This window comes from Streptomyces sp. RPA4-2 (assembly GCF_012273515.2).
GTDB lineage: Bacteria > Actinomycetota > Actinomycetes > Streptomycetales > Streptomycetaceae > Streptomyces > Streptomyces kaempferi.
The window spans coordinates 4,122,641-4,144,976 of the sequence record NZ_CP050975.2 but is presented as its reverse complement, the minus strand read 5'-3'; the positions used below and the strand labels follow the sequence as shown (position 1 = coordinate 4,144,976).

Annotated in this window: 22 protein-coding genes; 12 read left to right on the top strand and 10 right to left on the bottom strand. The window is 72.9% G+C overall.

Annotated elements, in window-relative coordinates:
• Positions 1 to 198: 198 nt before the first annotated feature.
• Complete coding sequence (locus HEP85_RS18005; RefSeq protein ID WP_168528657.1) at positions 199 to 1,392, bottom strand: NAD(P)/FAD-dependent oxidoreductase; 1,194 nt, start codon at positions 1,390 to 1,392, stop codon at positions 199 to 201.
• 224 nt (positions 1,393 to 1,616) lie between these two features.
• Here HEP85_RS18005 and HEP85_RS18000 point away from each other — a divergent pair, with 224 nt between their 5' ends.
• The 4 genes from HEP85_RS18000 to HEP85_RS17985 all read left to right on the top strand — a co-directional run bounded on the left by HEP85_RS18000 (position 1,617) and on the right by HEP85_RS17985 (position 4,166).
• The gene (locus tag HEP85_RS18000) at positions 1,617 to 2,069 is read left to right on the top strand and encodes a DoxX family protein (RefSeq protein WP_168528656.1); all 453 of its coding nucleotides are present in this window, start codon (positions 1,617 to 1,619) and stop codon (positions 2,067 to 2,069) included.
• Positions 2,066 to 2,506, top strand: coding sequence for a Zn-ribbon domain-containing OB-fold protein (locus tag HEP85_RS17995; protein WP_248001975.1), 441 nt, complete (start codon positions 2,066 to 2,068; stop codon positions 2,504 to 2,506). Before HEP85_RS18000 ends, HEP85_RS17995 begins: the two co-directional genes overlap by 4 nt.
• A 46-nt stretch (positions 2,507 to 2,552) precedes the next feature.
• Positions 2,553 to 3,134 (top strand): GNAT family N-acetyltransferase, encoded by a 582-nt coding sequence (locus HEP85_RS17990; protein ID WP_248001974.1) that lies wholly within the window; start codon positions 2,553 to 2,555, stop codon positions 3,132 to 3,134.
• Between the two features lie 135 nt (positions 3,135 to 3,269).
• Positions 3,270 to 4,166, top strand: coding sequence for a GNAT family N-acetyltransferase (locus tag HEP85_RS17985; RefSeq protein ID WP_369657750.1), 897 nt, complete (start codon positions 3,270 to 3,272; stop codon positions 4,164 to 4,166).
• A 97-nt stretch (positions 4,167 to 4,263) separates the two neighbouring features.
• On the opposite strand, the gene HEP85_RS17980 is transcribed toward HEP85_RS17985, so the two are convergent.
• The gene (locus HEP85_RS17980) at positions 4,264 to 4,920 is read right to left on the bottom strand and encodes a pyridoxal 5'-phosphate synthase (protein WP_168528654.1); all 657 of its coding nucleotides are present in this window, start codon (positions 4,918 to 4,920) and stop codon (positions 4,264 to 4,266) included.
• Positions 4,921 to 4,931: 11 nt separating this feature from the next.
• The gene (locus tag HEP85_RS17975) at positions 4,932 to 5,339 is read right to left on the bottom strand and encodes a hypothetical protein (protein WP_211118011.1); all 408 of its coding nucleotides are present in this window, start codon (positions 5,337 to 5,339) and stop codon (positions 4,932 to 4,934) included.
• Between the two features lie 107 nt (positions 5,340 to 5,446).
• Between HEP85_RS17975 and HEP85_RS17970 the strand changes: the two genes are divergently transcribed.
• Positions 5,447 to 6,241 (top strand): helix-turn-helix transcriptional regulator, encoded by a 795-nt coding sequence (locus HEP85_RS17970; RefSeq protein ID WP_248001973.1) that lies wholly within the window; start codon positions 5,447 to 5,449, stop codon positions 6,239 to 6,241.
• Positions 6,238 to 6,423 (top strand): DUF397 domain-containing protein, encoded by a 186-nt coding sequence (locus HEP85_RS17965; protein WP_168528653.1) that lies wholly within the window; start codon positions 6,238 to 6,240, stop codon positions 6,421 to 6,423. Before HEP85_RS17970 ends, HEP85_RS17965 begins: the two co-directional genes overlap by 4 nt.
• 16 nt (positions 6,424 to 6,439) lie before the next feature.
• On the opposite strand, the gene HEP85_RS17960 is transcribed toward HEP85_RS17965, so the two are convergent.
• The gene (locus tag HEP85_RS17960; protein WP_168528652.1) at positions 6,440 to 7,612 is read right to left on the bottom strand and encodes an acetyl-CoA acetyltransferase; all 1,173 of its coding nucleotides are present in this window, start codon (positions 7,610 to 7,612) and stop codon (positions 6,440 to 6,442) included.
• A gap of 142 nt (positions 7,613 to 7,754) precedes the next feature.
• Here HEP85_RS17960 and HEP85_RS17955 point away from each other — a divergent pair, with 142 nt between their 5' ends.
• Positions 7,755 to 8,945, top strand: a complete 1,191-nt coding sequence (locus tag HEP85_RS17955) for an acyl-CoA dehydrogenase family protein (RefSeq protein ID WP_356011803.1) — start codon at positions 7,755 to 7,757, stop codon at positions 8,943 to 8,945.
• A complete protein-coding gene (locus HEP85_RS17950; RefSeq protein WP_168528651.1) occupies positions 8,945 to 9,433 on the top strand; it encodes a nitroreductase family deazaflavin-dependent oxidoreductase in 489 nt (162 codons plus the stop codon). Before HEP85_RS17955 ends, HEP85_RS17950 begins: the two co-directional genes overlap by 1 nt.
• 225 nt (positions 9,434 to 9,658) lie before the next feature.
• On the opposite strand, the gene HEP85_RS17945 is transcribed toward HEP85_RS17950, so the two are convergent.
• Complete coding sequence (locus HEP85_RS17945; RefSeq protein ID WP_153290019.1) at positions 9,659 to 10,306, bottom strand: TetR family transcriptional regulator; 648 nt, start codon at positions 10,304 to 10,306, stop codon at positions 9,659 to 9,661.
• Between the two features lie 176 nt (positions 10,307 to 10,482).
• Between HEP85_RS17945 and HEP85_RS17940 the strand changes: the two genes are divergently transcribed.
• The 3 genes from HEP85_RS17940 to HEP85_RS17930 all read left to right on the top strand — a co-directional run bounded on the left by HEP85_RS17940 (position 10,483) and on the right by HEP85_RS17930 (position 14,442).
• A complete protein-coding gene (locus HEP85_RS17940) occupies positions 10,483 to 11,235 on the top strand; it encodes a VOC family protein (protein WP_168528649.1) in 753 nt (250 codons plus the stop codon).
• Positions 11,236 to 11,446: 211 nt separating this feature from the next.
• Positions 11,447 to 13,768: a serine/threonine-protein kinase gene (locus tag HEP85_RS17935; RefSeq protein WP_329288466.1), complete on the top strand. Its 2,322-nt coding sequence runs from the start codon at positions 11,447 to 11,449 to the stop codon at positions 13,766 to 13,768.
• Positions 13,769 to 13,830: 62 nt separating this feature from the next.
• Complete coding sequence (locus tag HEP85_RS17930; RefSeq protein ID WP_168528648.1) at positions 13,831 to 14,442, top strand: hypothetical protein; 612 nt, start codon at positions 13,831 to 13,833, stop codon at positions 14,440 to 14,442.
• Between the two features lie 16 nt (positions 14,443 to 14,458).
• On the opposite strand, the gene HEP85_RS17925 is transcribed toward HEP85_RS17930, so the two are convergent.
• Genes HEP85_RS17925 through HEP85_RS17915 form a run of 3 tightly spaced genes read right to left on the bottom strand, consistent with a single transcriptional unit; the run spans position 14,459 to position 16,856 of the window.
• The gene (locus tag HEP85_RS17925) at positions 14,459 to 15,238 is read right to left on the bottom strand and encodes an enoyl-CoA hydratase/isomerase family protein (RefSeq protein ID WP_248001972.1); all 780 of its coding nucleotides are present in this window, start codon (positions 15,236 to 15,238) and stop codon (positions 14,459 to 14,461) included.
• Positions 15,235 to 15,651, bottom strand: a complete 417-nt coding sequence (locus HEP85_RS17920) for a Zn-ribbon domain-containing OB-fold protein (RefSeq protein ID WP_168533736.1) — start codon at positions 15,649 to 15,651, stop codon at positions 15,235 to 15,237. The genes HEP85_RS17925 and HEP85_RS17920 overlap by 4 nt, the downstream gene beginning before the upstream one ends.
• 44 nt (positions 15,652 to 15,695) lie before the next feature.
• Positions 15,696 to 16,856, bottom strand: a complete 1,161-nt coding sequence (locus tag HEP85_RS17915) for a lipid-transfer protein (RefSeq protein ID WP_168528646.1) — start codon at positions 16,854 to 16,856, stop codon at positions 15,696 to 15,698.
• A gap of 103 nt (positions 16,857 to 16,959) precedes the next feature.
• Between HEP85_RS17915 and HEP85_RS17910 the strand changes: the two genes are divergently transcribed.
• Entirely contained in the window at positions 16,960 to 18,558 is a 1,599-nt protein-coding gene (locus HEP85_RS17910; RefSeq protein WP_282189848.1) for a FadD3 family acyl-CoA ligase, read from the top strand.
• A gap of 264 nt (positions 18,559 to 18,822) precedes the next feature.
• Here HEP85_RS17910 and HEP85_RS17905 read toward each other — a convergent pair whose 3' ends face one another.
• Both HEP85_RS17905 and HEP85_RS17900 read right to left on the bottom strand, forming a co-directional pair.
• On the bottom strand, positions 18,823 to 18,993 hold the full coding sequence (locus HEP85_RS17905; protein WP_168528644.1) for a hypothetical protein: 171 nt from the start codon (positions 18,991 to 18,993) through the stop codon (positions 18,823 to 18,825).
• Positions 18,994 to 19,261: 268 nt separating this feature from the next.
• The gene (locus tag HEP85_RS17900) at positions 19,262 to 22,222 is read right to left on the bottom strand and encodes a BTAD domain-containing putative transcriptional regulator (protein ID WP_168528643.1); all 2,961 of its coding nucleotides are present in this window, start codon (positions 22,220 to 22,222) and stop codon (positions 19,262 to 19,264) included.
• Between the last annotated feature and the right edge of the window lie 114 nt (positions 22,223 to 22,336).

Sequence of the window (22,336 nt, the reverse complement as noted above, 5' to 3'; positions counted from 1 at the left end):
GGTGCGTGGACGGGTGCGACGTGCACCTGGTTCGTACCCGCGGTAAGGGGACCGGAACCCGCCTCATCGGTCCCCGGCGTCACCACCCGCCCACCCGCGCGAACACGGCCGGGCTCGGGTCCGGTCCCGCTCGTGACCGGTGCTGTTCGCGTGCGGCCCGGCTCGCGTGCGGCCCGGCTCGTGCGCGGTGGACCTCGCTCAGTCCGCGGTGCGGGTCCGTCCCGCGGCGCGTGCCACGGCCTTCGCGATCTTCCGGGCGTCCAGGGCGAGTTCGCGGAACATGCCGCTGATGGGGTTGGTGAAACCGGTGAAGTACAGGCCGGGCGCGTCCTTCGGGGTGCGGCCGCCGTGCACGACCGGGCGGCCGCGCTCGTCCAGCACGCCGAGGTGACCGACCATGCCCTCCAGCGCGCGCTCGTACCCCGTCGCGGCGATCACCGCGTCGGGGCCGATCCGCGTTCCGTCGGCGAGCACGACCTTGCCCTCCTCGAAGCCCTCCACCGCCGTCACGATCTCGACCCGCCCCTTGCGCACGGCGTCGACGAGGCCGACGTCCTGGACGGGGATCGAGCCTTCCTTGACGCGTGAGTAGAGGCCGGTGCCGGGGCGCGGCAGCCCCTGCGCCGACAGGTCCGGGACGCTCACCTTGGCCATCGGCCCGGCGAGGGTGTCGACGAGGCGCACCGGCAGCCGCCGTACGAGGATGCCGGTGAACTGGGCGGCCCAGCCGGCCGTGGAACGCCGCACGATGTGCGGGGCGGTGCGCACCGCGAGCCGCACCCGCCCGGCGCCGCCCTCGACCAGGTCCACGGCGATCTCGGCGCCCGTGTTGCCGACGCCGACGACCAGGACGTCCCGTCCGGCGTAGGGGGCCGGGTCGCGGTAGTCGCCGGCGTGCAGGAGTTCGCCGCTGTACGCGTCGCGGCCGGGCCAGTCCGGTATGCGGGGCGTGTGGTTGTGGCCGGTGGCGACGACGACCGCGCTGCCGGTCAGTTCGCGGCCGCCGGTGGCGTGCAGCAGCCAGGAGTCACCGGCGCGTTCGACGCGGGAGACCTCGACGCCCGTGACGATCTCCAACTGGTGGTGCTCGGCGTACTTCTCCAGGTAGCGCACCACGTTGTCGCGCGAGACCCACCGCCCGAACGCGCGGGGCATCGCGAGTCCTGGGAGGGCGGACAGCCGGCGCGTCGTGTGCAGGTGCAGCCGGTCGTAGTGGCGCCGCCAGGAGGCCCCGACCCGGTCGGACTTCTCCAGCACGACGGCCCGTACGCCCTGGGCGCGCAACGCGTACGCCGCCGCGAGGCCACCGGGACCGCCGCCGATCACGTACACGGGGCGGTCCTCGTGGGACGGTACCGGGCGGAGTGTGGAGGAAGCAGTCGAGTCGGCCATGAGCGCGAGCGTAATCACGTCATCAATTGATAGGTCTCGGTCAAGACCGGAATCGGTTGCGAACTGATCACGGCTGTGGAGGGGTGGGTGCGGTTGGTGGCGTAGGTCACCTGGTTGTGTTCCGGACGTGGAGGCAGGGTCGGTGTACGCCTCTTGCGCGGACATCCCGCGTACGCTGAACTGACGTACCGTCAGATACGGGTGACGGCAGGGGAGGTTCGGCCATGGACACGATCTGGCTCGACGGGGCGCAATGGCTGGCCGTGCTGCGGATCGGGCTCGGACTGTGGTGGCTGGAGAGCTGGCGGCACAAGGACAGGACGGCCTGGTTCGAGCGGGGGACCGGGATCGCGTGGGCGGCGGACGTGGCGGCCAAACACCGGTGGAGCGCGGTGCGTTCCGGCTTCGACACGGTCGTGGCGCCACGCCCGAAGGCGATGGCCCACGTCGTCGTGTACGCCGAACTCGCCCTCGGACTAGGCCTGGTGGCCGGCCTGCTGACCCCGGTCGCCCTGGCCGGGGGGCTGCTGCTCAACGTCCTGTACTTCACGCTCATGATCCACGACTGGGCCGAGCAGGGGCAGAACGCGATGATGGCACTGATCTCGGCGGTCGCCCTGTTCGGGATGTCCTGGCAGACGTGGTCGCTGGACGACGCGATCGGGCTGTTCCGGTGAGCCCACGGTTCGACGTGCCCGAGGCCGACGCCTTCACCCGGCCGTACTGGGAGGCGGCCGCGACGGGCCGGCTGCTGCTGCGCCACTGCGACGCCTGCGGGCGGGCGCATCACTACCCCCGCGAGTTCTGTCCGCACTGCTGGAGCGAGGACGGGCGGTGGCGGCCCGCGAGCGGCCGCGCCACGCTCTACACGTGGTCCGTCGTGCACCGCAACGACCTCCCGCCGTTCGGCGACCGTGTGCCGTACGTCGCCGCCGTCGTCGACCTCGCGGAGGGCCCGCGGATGATGACCGAGGTGGTGGAGTGCGCCCCGGACGCGCTGCGGATCGGCATGCGGCTCGAGGTGGCCTTCCGGGACGGGACGCCGGTCTTCCGTCCCCGTCCCGCCGCGGTTCCGCCCGCGCACCCCCACGGGCCCCGGGCGCCCCGGGTGTGAGCTCGGGCCGCCGACGCGTTTCAATGAACGGGTGTCCGGTTTCCACGTGAGGTCCCCCGCCGAGCCCTTCCCCGAGCTCCACGGCCTCGGTCTGTTGCTGCGGCCCTGGGACGCGGATTCCGACGTCGATGTCGCGGCCTGGCTGCGCGGTGTGTCCGACCCGGAGTTCCAGCGCTGGAACACCCCGCTCCGGCCCGTCCGGGACATCGACAGCGCCCGCGAGTCGCTCCGCTCGCGCACCGAGAGCGCCGCCGACGGCACGGGTGTCTCCTTCTGCGTCATGGACGAGGCGGGCGGTACGGCACTGGGGCACATCGGCATCAACGAGATCGACCACGTCATGCGCGTCGCCCGGATCGGCTACTGGGTCCTGCCGGAGGCCCGAGGCCATCGGGTCGCCACCCGCGCCCTCGCCCTGGCCTCCCGCTTCGCCTTCGGCGCGATCCGTCTGCACCGCCTGGAACTGGGTCACGCCCTGGGCCACGAGGCCTCCTGCCGGGTCGCCGAGCGGTGCGGGTTCCGCTACGAGGGGACGCTCAGGGGCGCGATGTTCGAAGCCGGGCGGCACGACGCGTTCCGGGACGTCCATCTGCACGCGCGGGTCGCGACCGACCCGTGCCGGCCCTGACGGACCCGGACACGCAGGCGGTCCGGCCGTAGCGCGCTGTGAGACCCCGCTCCCGGGCCTGTCCCGCTTCCCGGCCGGTCGCCGTACCGGAAAAACCGGAGGCGGCGGGTGGGCGGCGGGCGGAATCATGACGGCATGCCTCGTGAGCCTCACACCTGGGCGGTCACCCACGACGTGGACGCCTTCCTCGCGCGCGCGGGGGACTTCCTCCGTTCGCGGCCCGCTCTGCACACCGTGCCGCTGACGGTGACCCACGCGCTGCGCACCCGGGGTCCGAGCACGTTCGGGGCGCGGCCGCCGGTGCTCGGCCTGCTGGAGCGGGGCGGGGAGGTACGCGCGGCCTTCTTCCGCACACCACCCCACCGGCTGAACGTCACGCCCCTGTCCGCGGAGGACGCCGACTCCCTCGCCGCGCGTCTGGCGGAGCTGGGACACGACCTGCCGGGCGTCACCGCCGACCGGGCCACCGCGGCCGCCTTCGCCGAGGCCTGGCAGCGGCGCCGCCCGGGGGTGAGCGCCCCGCTGCACCGCCACGACCGGCTGTACCGGCTGGACACACCGACCGTGCCCGGGCCCGTCCCGCCCGGCCGGCCACGGGTCGCCGAGGACGGTGACCGGGGGCTGCTCGCCCGCTGGTACGGCGAGTTCGCCGAAGCGGTCGGTGAGCGGACCGCGCGGGTCGCCGACGACTGGGCCGCGGCCCGGATCGCCCACGGCGGCATCACCCTGTGGGAGGCGCCGGACGGCACCCCGGTCGCGATGGCCGGCGCGACCCCCCGGGTCGCCCGCCAGGTGCGCGTCGGCCCCGTCTACACCCCGGCCCCGTTCCGCGGCCGGGGCTACGCGGGGGCCGCCACCGTCGAGGTCGGCCGGGTCGCGCTGGCCTCCGGCGTGGACGACGTCCTGCTCTTCACCGACCTCTCCAACCCCACCAGCAACGGCCTCTACCAGCGGATCGGCTACCGGCCGGTGGCCGACTTCGACGTGTACGACTTCAAGGACGCTTCGCGTCCCGCCGAAATGTCTGCCTGACGGTGACGGGAGTTCTTCGTCCTTCGTCCTTCGTCCTTCGTTCCTCGGGTGTGGGCGGGTGGGAATTGGTCGTGCAGTTCCCCGCGCCCTCAGTCCCTCAGGGCCACAGCAGCTCCGTGTGCCAGTCCGTTCCCGTGCGGCGGTAGACGAGCCGTACGTGCCGGCGTCGCGCGTCTCCCTGGAAGAACTCCACCTCCTCCGGCTGGAGGCGGTAGAGGGTCCAGGTCGGCGCCGTCGCGTCCGGCTCGCGCCCGGCGCGCTCCCAGGCGGCGTCCGAGGCGAGCGCCAACTCCTCGACCGAGCCGAGGACCTCACTCTGCCTGCCGACCAGCGCGGCGGCCAGCGCCCCCGTCGACCGGGCGTGCAGGTCCGCCCGCCCCTCCTCCGGCGGCGCGACCGTCACCGGGCCGCGCAGCCGGATCTGACGGCCCTGGGCGGGCCAGTAGAACTCGAGCGCCGCGTACGGACGGGTCGCGAGCTGCCGTCCCTTGCGGCTGGTGGTGTGGCTCGCGAAGGCCCAGCCGTCCGCGTCCGCGCCGTGCAGCATCACGATCCGCACGTCCGGCAGACCGTCCTCGTCCGCCGTCGCCAGCGACATCGTGTGCGGCTCCGTCTGGCCCGCCGCCACCGCCTGCGCGAACCACTCCGTGAACAGGGGCAGTGGTGCGGGGGGCGCCCCCGCCGGGTCGAAGGAGGGCAGCTCGACGTCCCACACCCGCAGCGACCTCAGCAGCTCGTGAAGATCCGTTCCCATGCCCCCGAGTATCACTCGGGCATCCGGCAGAGCTGCGCCAGCAGCACCCCGTGCAGCAGTTCCGCGTCCACGAACTCCCCGACCTCCGGTGCGCCGGCGCCCCAGCCGAGCGGGTAGGTGTTGCCTTCCGGCGCGGGGACCCCGATGTACTCGTCGTGCCCGGACCGGGCGAAGCGGCGGGCCCCCGGCGGCCAGTCGTGCTCCGCGCTCTCCCCGGGCGCCAGCAGGAAGTACGTCCACCGGCAGCCGCTCATCTCCCGTACGACGGGTCCGGGGCGTCCGTCGGTCAGTCCGGTGAGGTGGTGCAGTACGGCTTCCCCGCGCACGCCGCACACACGGATGGCGTCGAAGTGGACCCCGGCGAGACGTAGTTGAAGACCTGACTTGGGGACCCAATTCGGGGTGAGTTCGTTCGTCATGACTATGAGCGTGACGGCGGTTGCGTAGCGTGACCAGATGAACACGGACCACATTGCCGGTTGTGGGGAGGACGGTGGTTGTCGTGGGGGCGAGTGGTGGGGTGTCCATGGGGCGCAGGTTGGTGGGGGAGTTGCTGCGGATTCATCGGGGGCGGCTGGGGCTGACGCAGAAGGACGCCGCCGACCTGGTGCACGTGTCCGAGTCGTGTTTCGGGGCGTACGAGCGGGCCGAGCGGATTCCGACGATCGATTTCTTGAGAGACGTGGACGCGGCGCTGGACGCAAGGGGCGCACTCATCGCGTGCATCGAGATCATCGAGAAGGAGAAGTACCCGCCCACGTTCCTGAATTGGGTGCGGCTGGAGCGACAGGCGCGGGTGATCAGTGCGTACGAGACGATGCTCATTCCGGGGCTGCTCCAGACCCCGGCGTATGCGCGGGCGCTGTACGAAGCGCGGCGGCCGGCGTACACCGAGGAGGAGATCGAACGGCATGTCACGGCTCGACTCGAACGGCAGTCGGTGCTGAGGCGTAACTCGCCGCCGTACGTGGGCTATGTGATCGAGGAGTCGGTTCTGGAGCGGGATCTCGGCAGCGAGGAGGTGCTGCGGGAACAGTTGCGACACATTCTGGAGTGCGGCCTGAGGATGAAGCACCACCTCACGGTTCAGGTGATGCCGACCAAGCGGTACACGCACGCCGGGCTGATGGGGCCATTGAAGCTGATGAGCACTGAGGAGGGGCGCAATCTGGTGTACGAGGAGGCGCGTGGCGGCGATAGGTTGATCCACAAGCCGGAGCAGGTGACCGATCTGTTCGACCTCTTCGGCATCCTGCGGGCGGAGGCGCTCGACCCCTGGGAGTCCGCGAAGCTCATCAAGGAGAAGGCGGGAGAACTTTGAACACAACCGAACTTGCCTGGTTCAAGTCGAACTACAGCGGCAACGAAGGCGGCGAGTGTCTCGAAATAGCCACCACCCCCACCACCATCCACATCCGCGACTCCAAGAACCCGGCGGACGCGACCCCCACCCTCACCGTCACCCCCACCACCTGGACGGCCTTCCTCCGCACCGTCCGCTGAGGCGGCCGTCGCGGCCCTACCGCCCGAGTACCACCGTCCCGGACGAGCAGAACCAGCCCCCGGTGCCGGACGCCACGGCCAGCCGGGGCGGTTCGCCGTCCGCGAGTCGTACCTGGTGTCCGTCCGCCTCCCCGCGCAGCTGCCGGACCGCCTCGACCAGCAGGAACAGCCCCCGCATCCCGGGATGCTGGGCCGACAGGCCGCCTCCGTCGGTGTTCACCGGCAGCTCCCCGCCCACGAGCAGCCGCCCTTTCCCGGCGTCCACGAACGCCCCTCCCTCGCCCTTCGCGCAGAAGCCCAGGTCCTCCAGCGTCACGAGCGTCATGTAGGTGAAGGCGTCGTAGACCTCGGCCACGTCGATCTCGTCCGGCCGCACCCCCGCCCGCTCGAAGGCGAGACGTCCGCTGACCGCCGCGGGGGACACCGTGAAGTCGGCCCACTCGGACATCGTCGTGTGCGAGACGTGCTCGCCGGTGCCGAGGATCCACACCGGGGCCGTACGGCAGTCCCGTACGTACTCCTCGGCCACCAGCAGCACCGCCGCGCCACCGTCGGAACGCAGGCAGCAGTGCAGCTTGGTGAAGGGGTCGGCGATCATCGGGCCGGACAGGACGTCGTCGACCGTGATCGGGGCGCGGAACATCGCCTCCGGGTTCAGGGCCGCGTTCGCGCGGGCCTGGACGGCGACCGAGGCGAGCTGTTCGAGCGTCGTGCCGTACTGGTGCATGTGGCGGCGCGCGGCCATCGCGTACTTGGCGATGAGCGTGTGGCCGTAGGGGACCTCGAACTGGAGCGGGCCCCGGGCGCCGAAGGAGAGGTCGCCGGTGCGGCGGCCCGCCTTGATGTCCGCGCGAGCCGTCGACCCGTACACGAGGAGGACGGCGCGGGCGTGGCCGGCCGCGATCGCGTCGGCCGCGTGCGCCGCCATGACCTCCCAGGTGGAGCCGCCGACGGCGGTCGAGTCGACCCAGGCGGGTCGCAGCCCGAGGTACTCGGCGACCTCGGCCGGGGGGAGCGTGCCCAGGCCTGCCGAGGCGAAGCCGTCGACCCGCGCCCGGTCCAGGCCCGCGTCCGCGAGCGCCCGGCGGGCGGCCTGCGCGTGCAGGGTGTAGGGGGTCGCGTCGTCCACCCGGCCGCAGTCGGAGAGGGCGACACCGACCACGGCGACCTTGCGCTTCCCCGGAGTCATGAATCTGACGGTACATCAGATAATGGGTACGGGGGAGGCCGTCCCGCCCTGTCCCGGCTCCGTCCCGCCTCCGTCCTGTCTCTGTGCATCTTCCTCCGCGCGACCTAATATGACGGCCCGTCAGATCAGGAGAGGCCTGCCCATGGACGCCCGTTTCACCCCCGAACAGGACGAGATCCGCCGCACCCTCCGGGAACTCCTGCTCAAGCGGTGCGGCCCGGACGAGGTGCGGGCGGCCGTGCGGACCGCCGCCGGATACGACACCGGCCTGTGGGACACGTTCGCCCGGCAGCTCGGTCTGCCGGGGCTCGCCCTTCCCGAGCGGTACGGCGGAGTCGGCTGCTCGGTCACCGAACTCGCCCTCGCCTGTGAGGAGTCGGGACGCACCCTGGCCCCGTCGCCGCTGATCTCCACGGCCGTCCTGGCCGCCCCGCTGATCCTGGCCCTGGGCACCGAGGACCAGCGCGCCGCGCTGCTGCCCCGGATCGCGGGCGGTGACCTGACCGCGGCCCTCGTGGTGCCGGGCGCCGGGCTCGCCACCGCCCTCGGACTGGTCGGCGACCAGCACGGGGACTGGGCGGGCGGCGGACGCGCCGGCGGGGTGCAGGCCCGGCGGGCCGACGGCGGCTGGCGGCTCTACGGGCAGGCGGCCCATGTGCTCGACGGACACAGCGCGCGGCTCCTGGTGGTGGCCGCGCACACCGGAGGCTTCGCCAGGTCGCGGACGTCGCTGTTCCTCGTACGGGAGGACACCGAGGGGCTCGTGCGGGTGCGGCAGACCTCGCTGGACGAGACGAGGGCGCAGGCCCGGGTGGAGCTGAGGGACGTGGCGGCCGAGCCGCTGGGGGAGGACGCCGACGCGCTCGGCGCGCTCGCCGGCCTGGGCCGGAGTGCCGCGGCCGTGCTCGCCGCGGAGGCCGTGGGCGCCGCCGACCGGGCACTGGAGCGGACCGTCGAGTACGTGCGGCAGCGGGAGCAGTTCGGGCGGGCCATCGGGAGCTTCCAGGCGGTCAAGCACCGCCTCGCCGACGTGTACGTGCGGGTGCAGGCGGCACGCTCGGCCGCCTACTACGCGGCCTGGGCGGCCGGTGACGGCGGCGGCCACGAACGGGTCGGGGGGCTCGCGCTCGCCCAGGCCCTGGAGGCGCTGCGCACAGCCGCCGCCGAGGGGATCCAGCTGCACGGGGGCATCGGCTTCACCTGGGAGCACGAGGCCCACCTGTACTTCAAGCGGGCGTCCGGCGACGAACTGCTCTTCGGGCCCGTGCACCGGCTGCGGGCGCACGCGGCCGACGACGCGCGCCTCTTCGAGGGCGGGGAGGTGGTGGTCTGATGGCCCGCGGGGCGCTCCCCGGGGTCCGGCTCGTGCAGAAGGTCTCCTCGACCCGGACCTTCGCCCGCGTCGCGCCGCGTCTCGTCCCCGCCGTGGACCGCGCGGTGCACCGGCTGACCCGCGGCAGGGTGCTGCTCAGCGCGCGGATGCTGCCGGGCGTCGTCCTCACGGCGCGCGGTGCGCGGAGCGGGCTGGCCCGGCGGACACCGCTGGCCTGCATGCCGGAGGGGGCCGACGCGGCGAGCTGGCTGCTGGTCGGCTCCAACTTCGGACGTGCGGACCATCCGGCGTGGACGGCCAATCTGCTCGCCCACCCGGACGCCGAGGTGAGCTGGAAGGGCAGGGACATACCCGTGACGGCCCGGCTGCTGGCGGGGGCGGAGCGGGACGCGGCCTGGCAGGCGGTGCTGGTGTTCTGGCCGCCGTACGCCACGTACCAGGCGCGGATCGAGCGGGAGATCCGGCTGTTCCGGATCACGCGGCGCTGAGGGGCGGGAGCCGGGAGCCGTCCGCCCGCGGCCGCCGGGGAGACGCCGAGGGGCGAGGCGAGGTGCGGGGCGAGGCGTGGGGCGAGGCGTGGGGCGAGGCGTGGGGCGAGGCGTGGGGCCCGCACAGCGCAGCAGGCGGCAGCCCGCCGGAACGGTCCGTCCGGCGTAGGGCTGCCGCCTGCATGACAGGAGGGGGGCAGGGGAAAAACAGAGGGAAAGCGACTCCTATTTGGTCGGCTTCTTCCCGGTCACGCCGAGATGTACCAACAGCGCGAGATTCGGCTTGAGTTCAGCCTGTTTGACACCCCACGTCTGGAATCCCTTCTGGTGCGAGGCCACCGCCGCGAGCATCGCGACGAGGGAGCCGGCCATCGCCGCGGGATTCACGTCCTTGTCGACCCTGCCCTTGGCCTGCAGCTCGGTGACGGTGTCCGTAAGGGAGTTGTTCACCGAATTCAGGATCTTCATGCGGATCTTGTAGAACCGCTTGTCGCCCTCGGCGGCGCCCAGGTCGACCACGCGGAGAATGGCGTCGTTCTTCCGCCAGAACTCCAGGAACCCGTCGACGAGTTCCTGCGCGGTCTGCCAGCCGGCCTTGCCGGCCCAGGAGCGCCCGTCCAGCAGTTCCGTCAACCCGGCTCCCTCCGCGGCCATTTGCTCCGCGATCTCCAGGACGGCGCCTTCGACGTCCGGAAAGTACTGGTAGAAGGTCGCCGGTGAAGTGCCTGCCTTACGGGCGACATCAATGACTTTGACGTCCCGGTAGGGGGAGGAGCTGAGCATTTCACTGAGGCAGTCGAGCAGCTTCTGCCTGGTCGCCTGCCCACGCCGACCGGCCACGCGGCCGTCGACGGTACGCACTTGTCCTGTCATGCCGTCAGCTTACCGAGGGGTGATCGGAGCGCGATTCGGCCGACTGCAAATGGGGTGCGGTGGGGTGTTGTGGGGCGTGGGTGGGGTGTGAGAAGGGCGCCGGGCGGGTCCGTGGGGCCTTTGCGGCCGGTACCGGCCACCGCGCGAGGTGGCGAAAACGCCATTAACTTGGCCGCATGGCCGTATCCCCGGCATCCGGCGCCTCCGACGCGTCCGGTGCCTTCCCCGAAGGCGTCCCCTGCTGGGTGGAAGCGCAGCTTCCCGACGTGGAGGCGGGCCGACGCTTCTACGGTGAGCTGTTCGGCTGGACCTTCGGGGAGGGCTTCGGGCCGCCCGAAGCCGGGGTGTGGGCGCGCCACCACGGCGAGCCCGTCGCCGCCCTGGCGCCCAAGGGGGACGGCCGGATGCCCACCGTCTGGACGGTGTATTTCGCCACCCCGGACGCCGCCGCGCTGGCCGCCCGGATCACCACGGCGGGCGGCCGGCTGATCACCGCGCCCACACCGGTCGGCTCCTTCGGCACGACGGCCCTCGCCACCGACCCCGAGGGCGCCGTGTTCGGCCTCTGGCAGGCCGGAGAGCACTCCGGCTTCGGAAAGCGGCACGCGCCGGGCTCCTTCTGCTGGGCGGAGTTGTACGCACGGGACACCTGGGTCGTCGACGCGTTCTACGGGGCCCTCTTCCACGACGCCCTCTTCGGCGCCGACGCCTCCCCCGACGTCGGCAGGGCCCCCGTCCTCGACGTCTTCCCGGCCGAGATGCCGCCGCACTTCCTGGTCCATTTCGGGGTCGAGAGCGTCGAGGCGGTACTCGGAACGGTGAACCGGCTCGGCGGCCGGGTCCAGGTGCCCGCCTTCGACACCTCGTACGGAAAAGTGGCCGTCGTCACCGACAATCAAGGGGCGTCGTTCGCCGTCATCCAGCGGTGAACGGCCCCGGCCGGTGGCGGTGAAGCTCCGTCCGCCGGTGGGGAGTAGCCGTTATATCCCGAGACACCCCGATCCGCCCCCGGGTTCGCAACCGGTGGCGCGGACAGGAAGAATCGGGGTGCGTGCCGCCAAGGCGGTGCGGTGGTGAGACGCTGCACTGGGCTGCGTTCATACGTGGATGACGTGGCTCGTACGGGGAGGTGGCAGGCAAGTGGTGGATCAGCTGACGCAGCACGATCCGCGTCGGATCGGGCCGTTCGAGGTGCTGGGGCGGCTGGGTGCCGGCGGCATGGGGCTGGTCTATCTCGCGCGCTCGGCCTCCGGCCGTCGCGTGGCGATCAAGACGGTCAGGACGGAGCTCGCCGAGGACCAGCTGTTCCGGGTGCGCTTCACGCGTGAGGTCGAGGCCGCGCGCGCGGTCTCCGGCTTCTACACGGCGGCCGTGGTCGACGCCGACCCGCGCGCTGCGGTGCCGTGGCTGGCCACCGCGTACGTTCCGGCGCCCTCCCTCGAGGAAATAGTGAACGAGTGCGGGCCGATGCCGGCCCAGGCGGTGCGCTGGCTGGCCGCGGGCGTCGCGGAGGCCCTCCAGTCCATCCACGGCGCGGGGCTCGTCCACCGCGACCTGAAACCCTCGAACGTGCTGGTGGTCGAGGACGGGCCGCGGGTCATCGACTTCGGTATCGCGTCCGGTGTATCGAACACCCGTCTGACGATGACGAATGTCGCCGTCGGCACGCCCGCGTACATGTCACCCGAGCAGGCGAAGGACTCGCGCAGCGTGACCGGCGCGAGCGATGTCTTCTCGCTCGGCTCGATGCTCGTCTTCGCCGCCACCGGGCACGCCCCCTTCCACGGCGCGAACCCGGTCGAGACGGTCTTCATGCTGCTCCGGGAGGGCCCCGACCTCGAAGGCCTCCCGGACGAGCTGAGGCCGCTGATCGAGTCCTGCATGCAGATGGAGGCGACCGGCCGTCCCAACCCCGCCGACCTCCAGGCGCAACTGGCTCCCCACCTGTTCGGCTCCGGCTCGGACGACAGCGGTACGGCGTCGGCGTGGCTGCCCGAGCGGGCGGTGGGCCTGATCGAGTCGCGCCGCGGGGGCCGTCCGCCGGTGAAGACCCCGCCGTCCGGGGGCCGCAGCGGTGGCGGACGCCCGGCCGTGCCCCCGCCGCCCTCGCACGCTCCCGCCGTCGTCGGCGCGCCCGACACCGGCCCGGTGCGGCTGGCGGGCGCCAAGGTGCCCATCGGCCCCGGTCCGCGCGTCGCCGACGCCCGTGCCGCCGCCGTGAAGGCCCCTCCTCCGGAGGCCGGCCTCGCCGCCTCCTGGTCCCGGCCGCGCGTCGGCGTCAACGGCGCCGACCCCGTGGCGGCCGTCGCGCCGCCCCCGCCGGACTCCCCGTCCGGCTGGCGGCCCTGGCGCTTCCGTATGTCGAACGATGTCTGGGGCACGCCCACGGTCGCCGGCGACCTCGTCTACGTCACGTCCTTCGAGGTCCACGCGCTGGACGTGGCGACCGGCCGCCGCAGTTTCAAGACGCGGGACGTGGCCTGGTCGATGGCGGTCGCGGACGGCCGTATCCACGCCTCCGACGGCCCGACGCTGTTCGCCCTGGACGCCCGTGAGGGCGCCGATCTGTGGCGGCTGGCGACGGACGCCTGGGTCTACTCCCTCAAGGCCGACCGGGGGACCGTCGTCACCGGGACGCGCGGGGGCGGTGTGCAGGCCTGGGAGGCCTCCAACGGCCAGAAACTCTGGGAGGTCACCGGCGCCCAGAGCGACTTCGAGTCCCCGGAGGCCGGGCCCGCCGTGCACGACGGCACGGTGTTCGTGTGGAAGGACGCGCGGCTGCGCGCGCTGGAGGCCCGTACGGGTGAAGAGCGCTGGTCGTACCCGATCGGCGACGCGGCGTCGTGCGGCGGTGTGCCGGTCCGGCTGACCCGCGCCGACGACGGCTACGTGTACATCTCCGCGGGTACCCGGGTGCTCGCCGTCGACATGGCGAGCGGTCACGTCCGCTGGCACTTCGAGGCACCGGCGGTCTTCCTGTGCCCGCCGACCTTCGTACCGGGGCCCGCGGTCGCGGGGGGCGGGGTGTACCTCGCGGACTACCTCGGCACGGTGTACGCGCTCGACGCCACCGACGGGCGGGACCGCTGGCGCATCGCGACCGAGGCCCGTGCCTCCATCGAGCCGGTGCTCGTCGCCGCGGGGCATGTCCACGTCGGCAGCGGAAAGGGCCTGTACACCCTGGACGCGGTCACGGGTACGCCGAAGTGGCGCTTCCAGGCGGGCGGCGACATCGTGGGCGCGCCCGCCGTGGCCGAGGGCCGTATCCACTTCGGCTCCACGGACCATCTGCTGTACACGCTGAAGGCCGACGACGGGCGGCTGCGCTGGAAACTGGCGACCGGCGGCGAGATCACCGGCGCCCCCGTCGTCAAGGACGGCGTCGTGTACGCCTGCAGCAAGGACCGCTGTGTGTACGCCCTGGACGCGGAGAAGGGGACAGGGACGGCCCGCACGACGTGAGGGCCCCCGCCGGTGGCCCCTCACGGGGGGCAGGTGCGGGGGCCGTGGGTAGGGTGATGGGCATGTACACGCGGGGGCGCAGACTCAGATTCACAGCGGTGTCGGCGATGGTGGTGCTGGCCCTGACCGGCTTCTCGTCGGGCCGTGGCCACGGGAGCCGCGGTCACCACAGCGGTGGCGGGGGCGGATGCAGCAGTTCCCGCCAGGACCACGACAGTTCCTCGTCGACGTCGGGCGGCGGTGGCTCGTACGACAGCTCCTCTTCCGGCAGCTCCTCGTCCGGCGGCGACGCGTACGGCTCCGGTACGAGTAGCGGTCTCAGCGGCGGCGCCACGTACCGTTCGCGGCCCACCCACCGTTCCACCCCCACCGCGTCCTCCACCGGCGGCACGGCCCGGCCCCTGAAGGACGGCACCGCGGTGCTCGTGCACTGCGCGAGCACGGAGGACCCGTACGCGACCGTGGAGGTCAGGAATCCGAACGGGCGCGACAGTGTCCTGACGGTGAAGATCGCCTTCAAGGACGCACGCGGCTTCACCATGATCGACACCTCCGACCAGGTGTCGGTGCCCGCGAAGGACAAGGCGACCGTCCGGGTGCCCGTCGCCAGTGCGGGGCACGTGGACGAGATCGATCACTGCGAGGTCGATCGACGGGCCGTCGCGGTGCGTTGACGGACAGCCCTTGGGTTCACCGCGTCCGGAAACCGCCAGGGCGCCGTGCGGCGAACAGCTCCGCCTGCCGCTCGCCCGGCAGGTTGCCGAGGGAGACGAGCTGCGGGGCGTGTGCGAGGGCTGCCGCGCGGGTCGCCTCCTGGGCCTGCCAGAGCGCCCGCACGGTGCCCTGGACGGCGTCGGACGGGTAGGACGCGATGACGGTCGCGCACGCCACGGCCGCCGCCAACGCTCCGCCCGGGGGCGTGAGTTCGGAAACCAGGCCGACCTCGTACGCCCGCCGGGCGGAGATCCGCTCGGCCGTCCCCATCAGCGCCATCCGGGCCACCTCCCCGAAGGGCATGCGCTGGGCGAGGTAGACCGACTCGTACGCGCTGACCATGCCGTACGTGGTGTGCGGGTCGAAGAAGGCCGCGGTCTCGTCGGCGACGACGAACTCCGCCTCCCCGAGCAGGTAGAAGGCGCCCCCGCAGGCCATGCCGCGCACGGCGGCCACGACCGGCTTCCACAGGTCGTTGGCCTTGGGGCCGATCCGCAGGAGCGGATCGTCCACCATGAAGGGCGAGTCCGGCTGCGGCACCTCGGCCGCACGGTCGAGCCCGGTGCAGAAGGCCCGCTCGCCGGCCCCGGTGACGACGACGGCCCGCACGGCGTCGTCGAACCGGAACGCCTGCCAGGCGGCGGCGAGTTCGCGGGCGGTCGCGACATCGATCGCGTTGAGCCGGGCGGGCCGGTCCAGGGTGAGGACGGCGACCCCGGTGTCCTTGGCGCGCGAGATCCGCAGCCCGCCGCTCACGACCGCTCCAGAACCCACTGCGGCAGCCCCTCGGCACCGAACACGATCCGCACCCGCGCCCCGATGCGGATCCGGTCGGGGGCGAGGGACCCCAGGGGGGCACCGGGTCCTGCGACCAGGTTGCCGACCAGGCGGATGCGCGGGGCGTCCGCGAGTTCGACGACGGCCGCGTTGTACGGCACCCGGGCCGCGTACGCGGGCAGCAGGGGCGGATGCGGGACGACGTACGACCAGACCCGGCCCAGCCCGCTCATCAGGCGCCAGCGGCTGTCGAAGGAATGGCAGTGGGGACAGCAGGGGCGGGGCGGGAAACGCGGTTCGCCGCAGTCGGCGCACGCCTGGATCCGCAGCTCGCCCCGGGCGGCGTACTCCCAGAAGGGCGCGCCGTCCTCGTCCACGACCGGCGAGAGCAGGGGGTGCGTGGTGTCCGGGGCGGGGGTCGTGTCATCTCGGCTCCTCAGGTTCGCAGCAGGACCGCGGAGGTGGGGACCCCTTCCCCGGCCGTGACCAGACAGGTGGCGGCTCCCGGCACCTGCGCGGTGCTCGTCCCGCGCAGCTGCTTCACGCCCTCGTTGATGAGGTTGAAGCCGTGGACGTACGCCTCGCTGAGCCCGCCCCCGCCCGTGTTGAGGGGCAGCCGCCCGCCGATCTCCAGCGCGCCGCCCTCCGTGAAGGCGGCGCCCTCGCCCCGGCCGCAGAAGCCGTAGCCCTCCAGGGAGAGCGGTATGAGGGGCGTGAAGGCGTCGTAGATCTGGGCCACGTCGACGTCGTCCGGGGTGAGGTCGGCGTTCTTCCACAGGTGCCGGGCGGCGGTCCAGGCGGGGCCGGTGAGCGGGTCGTCGTTCCAGTAGTTGACCATGCCGTGGTGCTGGGCGGGCAGGCCCTGGGCGACGGAGTGGACGTACACGGGCCGCCGCCGGCAGTCCCGCGCGCGCTCGGCCGACACCACCACGCATGCCAACGCCCCGTCCGTCTCCAGGCAGTTGTCGTAGAGGCAGAGGGGTTCGCTGATCCACCGCGAGGTCATGTACATCTCGCGGGTGAGCGGACGGTCGTACATCATCGCGGCGGGGTTCTGGTTGGCCCGGTTGCGGCAGGCGAGCGCCACGTTGAAGAGGTGGTCGCGGGTGGCGCCGTACTCGTGCATGTAGCGCCGCGCCAGCATGCCGATCTCGTCGGCGGGTCTGAGCAGCCCGAAGGGGCGGGTCCACTGCGCCGGGGTGGGGAGCTGGGCGACCGTGTTCCGCCAGGGCCGGGGGCCGCTGCCGCGTTTGCGCGACCGCCAGGCGACCCCGACCGTCGCCTGCCCGGTCGTGACGGCGGCGGCGAGATGAGCGATGGTCGCGCACGAACCGCCGCCCCCGTAACCGACCTTGCTGAAGAAGGTGAGGTCGCCGAAGCCGAGGGCCTTGGCGACCTCGACCTCGTCGGTCTCCTCCATCGTGTAAGAGGCCAGCCCGTCGACCTCCGCGGGGGCGATCCCGGCGTCGTCGAGGGCGGCGAGAATCGCACGACAGGCCAAGGTCTTCTCGGACTCGGGGAGTTGCTTGGCGAAGGGGGTCTGACCGATGCCGACGACGGCCGTGGCGTCCTTGATCCCCGCCGTGCTCCGTGCCATGGGCGCGCGCCTCCCTGCGAACCGGGGCTGCTGACAGTGCGTCAGGCTACAGCTAATCTGACGGGTAGTCAGCTAGCTGTCGTCGGTCATGGGGAGGCCCGCTGTGCGCGGTGACTTGGAGTGGGGCAGCGTCCCGGGTCTGGTCCGGTCGGCGGCCCGGCGGTTCGCGGACCGGGAGGCCGTCGTCGAGGGCCGGACGCGCGTCACGTACGCGGAGCTGGGCGCCCGCGTGGAACGCGCCGCGGCGGCCTGCCTGGCCGAGGGCGTGCGCACGGGCGACCGGGTGGCCGTCTGGGCGCCGAACACCCTGGACTGGATCGTCTGCGCGCTCGGCGCGGTCTCGGCGGGCGCCGTGCTGGTCCCGCTCAACACCCGCTTCAAGGGCGCCGAGGCGGCGTACGTGCTGGCCCGGAGCCGGGCGAGACTGCTCTTCGTGACGGGGACGTTCCTGGGCACCTCGTACGTGGCGTCACTGCGCCGGGCGGCCGGCGAGGGGGAGGGTCCCGGCCCGCTGCCCGGACTCCCGCACCTGGAACAGGTGGTGGTGCTGTCGGACGACGCCCCCGCCGACTTCCGCACCTGGAAGGACTTCCTGGCGGACGGGGAGGGCGTCGGGGCGGCGGAGGTACGGGAACGGGCGGCGTCCGTGGCGGGAACCGCCCCGTCCGACATCGTCTTCACGTCGGGGACGACGGGACGGCCCAAGGGCGCGGTGATCACGCACGCGCAGAGCCTGCGGGGCTACGCGATCTGGAGCGAGCTGGCCGGGCTGCGGGCGGGCGACCGCTATCTGATCGTGAACCCGTTCTTCCACACCTTCGGCTACAAGGCGGGGGTGCTGGCCTGTCTGATGCGCGGCGCGACGATGGTCCCGCAGCCCGTGTTCGACGTGGACACGGTGCTGGCGAACGTGGCGGCGGAGCGCATCTCGGTCCTCCCCGGCCCGCCCACGCTCCACCAGTCCCTGCTGGACCACCCGAACCGGGACGCGTACGACCTGTCCGCGCTGAGACTGGTGGTGACGGGGGCGGCCGTGGTTCCCCTGCGACTGGTGGAGCGGCTGAGGTCCGAGCTGAGGATCGGCACCGTACTCACCGCGTACGGGCTCTCCGAGGCGAGCGGGATCGTCACCATGTGCCGCCGGGGCGACGCGCCCGCCGTGATCGCCTCCACGTCGGGCCGCGCGATCCCGGACACGGAGGTCCGGGTGGTGGACGCGCACGGGACGCCCCTCGCCCCCGGCACCCCCGGCGAGGTGCTGGTCCGCGGCTTCCACGTGATGCGGGGCTACTTCGAGGACCCGGCGGCCACGGCGGCGGTGCTGGCCCCGGACGGCTGGCTGCGCACCGGTGACGTGGGCGTCCTAGACGCGGCGGGCAACCTCCGCATCACCGACCGGATCAAGGACATGTTCATCGTCGGTGGCTTCAACGCCTATCCCGCCGAGATAGAGCAGCTCCTCGGCCTCCACCCGGACGTCGCGGACGTGGCGGTGATCGGCGTGCCCGACGGGCGGCTGGGAGAGGTCGGCAGGGCCTACGTCGTACGGCGCCCCGGAGCGGCTCTGACCGGCGACGACCTGATCGCCTGGTCGCGCCGAGAGATGGCCAACTACAAGGTCCCCCGGACGGTCGAGTTCGTGACCGGACTCCCGCGGAACGCGAGCGGGAAGGTGGTGAAGGGGGACCTTCGGCGGCGCTGAGGGCGCCGCGAGCGCCGCGGGCGGTATCGCAGGTCGGCGTGGTGAGCGCGGGGCGCCCCGTGACCGCGTCCGGCCCCGGACACACGTCAGCCGCGGCGGCTCCCCCTCCACGCCGCCGCGGCCGATCCCCGTGTGGTGGAGGACCGCTGATCCCCCGTTGGACCCGTTTCCCCGTGATCCCCCGTTGGACCCGTTTCCCCGTGGGCCCCCCGTTTCCCCCGTTGGTCCCCCGTGGTCCCGCCGGTCCCCCGTGCGATCCCGGTGTTAGGCGGGCTCGTCCGTGGCGTGGACGTTGTCCGTGGTGGCGTCACCGGTCTCGCCCGGGGCGATCGGGTTCTTGCCCTTGAGCGGCTCGGTGGTCGCGTGGACGTTGTCCGTCGTGTTCGTCGGCTCGTCGGTGGCGTGGACGTTGTCGGTGCTGTTGGTGTCACTCATGACTGGCTCCCCTGCAGTTCTTCGATGCGTTAGGCGGAAAGCGCCCGTCCGGCAACTCCCCCGAGGACCGCCGGACGGGCACTTCGTGGCCGGTTCACCCTAGAGGCCCGGCCTGTTGTCATCCCGCCTGCCCCCCGACGCGACGGATCGACTCGTTGAGAGTGACGTGTGGCGATAAACGAATGATGAACGCCCAGGCGCACGGTCACGGGAGACAGGCATGGGTGTGCCGATACGGGGGACGGGCGCGGGCCGGCGCCCCGCGCCCTCAGGCGACGGCGAGCGGCTTGAGAAGCGACTGCACCTCGGCGGCCTCCGGCGCTCCCATCGCCTCGAACAGGTCCAGCGCCTCCCGGTAGCAGACCTGCGCGCGGCCGGACTGCCCGATCGCGCTCAGGCCACGGCCGAGCACGGTCAGGACGTTGCCGCGTCGCCAGTCGCCGCCGATGCCGCGCAGCACGGTCAGCGCCAGCTCGGCGTTGGCCGCGGCCTGCGCGGGCCGCCGGGCGGCGAGGTCGGCCTCGGCCAGCCGGAAGAGGGTCATGCCCTCCCAGAGCCGCTGGCGGCTGTCCCGGAACACCGCGAGGGCTTCCTGGAAGCGGTCCACGGCCTGCGAGAGCTGCCCGCTGTGGGTGAGCGCCAGGCCCAGCGCGTACCGGCCGTTGGCGCCCTTCAGCGCGTGGTCCATGTCGTCGTACATGGCCGTGCCCTGCTGTGCCAGGGCCACCGCGCTCGCGGTCCGTCCGGTGGCGAGGTGGATACGGGACAGGTTGCACAGGGCGCTCGCCTCGCCGGGCCGGTCCTCGCAGGCGCGGAAGTTCTCGATGGCGCGTGTCAGGTGCGCCTCTCCGTCCTCGTGCCGGTTCTGGTAGATCGCGATCACGCCGAGGATGTTCGACGACCAGCAGCTGGTCAGCGGGTCGCCGGAGGCCAGCGCCAGTTTCAGGGCGCGGGTGGCGGCCCGGTCCGCCGGGTCGAAGCGGCCGGTGATGTGGTGCACGAAGGCCAGCGTCGTCAGGGCCCTGCCCTGCGCCCGCGACGCGCCCGCCCCCTGCGCGGCGGCGTCCGCGGCTCCGGCGACGGCCTCGTACTCCTTGGAGTTCGCGCCCGACTCGGCCAGGTCGCAGGCGGCCCACAGCAGGTCGACGGCGCGTGCCAGCGTCCCCGGGCCCATCGACTGCCGTGCGCAGGCGAGTGTGCAGACCGCCTCCGCGTACAGCCAGTCCTGGGCCTGGTGCCGGTCCTCGAACACCAGGCCCGGATACTCCGTGGCCTCCAGGTGCTCCACCAGCCGGTCCCCGGGCCGGTCGATCGCGTACACCCCCGCGGTCGTCGCCAGATAGAAGTCCAGCAGCCGCGACAGCGCCGCGTCCCGCTCGCTCGGCGGCTGTTCGTCGCGTTCGGCGCAGGCGCGCGCGTAGAGGCGGACCAGGTCGTGGTAGCGGTAGCGGCCGGGGGCGGCGGACTCCAGGAGGGAGGTGTCGACGAGGGACTCCAGGAGGTCCTCGGTGTCGTCGACCGGCAGGTCCAGGACGGCGGCAGCGGCGGCCAGCGAGATGTCCGGGCCGTCCGCGAGGCCCAGCAGACGGAAGGCGCGGGCCTGGGCGGGCTCCAGCTGGCCGTAGCCGAGTTCGAAGGTGGCCTTGACGGCGAGGTCGCCGGCCTGGAGTTCGTCGAGGCGGCGCCGCTCGTCGCCGAGCTTCGCCGCCAGCACCGAGACCGTCCAGGTGCGGCGGGCGGCCAGCCGGGAGGCGGCGATGCGGATCGCGAGGGGGAGGAAGCCGCAGGCCGCGACGACGTCCAGGGCCGCCTCGCGCTCGGACGCCACCCGCTCCTGCCCGACGATCTTCGTGAAGAGCTGGAGGGCCTCCTCGGGGGACATCACGTCGAGGTCCACCAGATGGGCGCCGGCCAGGTCCACCATCCGCACCCGGGACGTCACCAGGGCCGCGCAGCCCTCCATGCCGGGGAGCAGGGGGCGCACCTGGGCGGCGTCCCGGGCGTTGTCCAGCAGCACCAGGACCCGGCGGCCGTCGAGGACCGAGCGGTAGAGCGCCGCGCGTTCCTCCAGCGAGTCGGGGATGGAGGAGGCCGGGTGGCCCAGGGCGCGCAGGAACGCGCCGAGCACCGTCTCCGGCTCCGCCGCCCGCTGCCCGGCGCCCTGGAGGTCGACGTAGAGCTGTCCGTCGGGGAAGGCCGCCCGCGCCTGGTGGGCGACGTGCACGGCGAGGGTCGTCTTGCCCACGCCGCCGATGCCGGCGAGCGCCGAGACGGCCATGACCTGTCCCTCGCCCTCGGCGGAGGAGGCGGAGGCCAGGACGTCGCTGAGTTCCTGGACGAAGGAGGCGCGGCCCGTGAAGTCCGTGACGGTGGCCGGGAGCTGGGCCGGGCGGACCGGCGCGGCCGCGGGTTCCGCCGCCGGGGCGGACGGCTCGGCGAGGCCCGGGTCCGCCTGCAGGATGCGCTGCTGGAGTTCCTTCAGGCCCGCGCGCGGGTCGACGCCCAGTTCGTCGGCGAGCAGCCGGCGGGTGTCGGCGTAGACGGCGAGGGCCTCGGCCTGCCGCCCGCTGCGGTACAGCGCCAGCATGAGCAGCTCGCGCAGCCGCTCCCGGAGGGGGTGCGCCGCCGTCAGCGCGGTGAGCTCGGAGACCGCCTCGGCGTGGCAGCCCTGCTCCAGGTCCATGTCGAGCCTGGACTCCAGGAGTTGGAGGCGCCATTCCTCCAGGCGCGCCCGCTGGGTGTCCGCGTACGGTCCCGGCACGCTCGCCAGGGGTTCCCCGTCCCACAGGGCCAGCGCCCGGTTCAGCAGCTCGCGGGCGAGGCACAGGTCTCCTGAGTGCTTCGCCTTCTCCGCGTCGGCGGAGATCTCCTGGGCCTCGGCGAGGTCGAGCGTGCCCGCGCCCTCGGACAGCCGGATCGCGTAGCCGCCCGACTCGCTGATCAGCACGCCGGGGTCGAGGGCCTTGCGGAGCCGGGAGGCGTACGTGCGGACGGCGGCGAGTGCCTGCGAGGGGGGTTCCTCGCCCCACAGGGCGTCGATCAGCTCGCCGGAGGTGGCGGTGCGGCCCTCCCGCAGCAACAGCGCTGCCAGCAGGGCGCGTTGCTGCGGGGACCCGGTGGGAAGCGATTCCTCGCCGCGCCAGGCGCGCACCGGTCCGAGCACGCTGAAGCGCAACGCCGCCGATTCCTCGGGGCGCCGCTGCTCCGGCACTCGCGGTACACCGTCCATCGCTGTCCCCCTGCCGAACCGTCAGTGCAACGAGGCCAGTTTGCCTTGTTCATGGCGGATGCGTCAGCCGTGGGAGACGGCGATCACAGCCGCGCGCACGGGCCGGACGCGGAA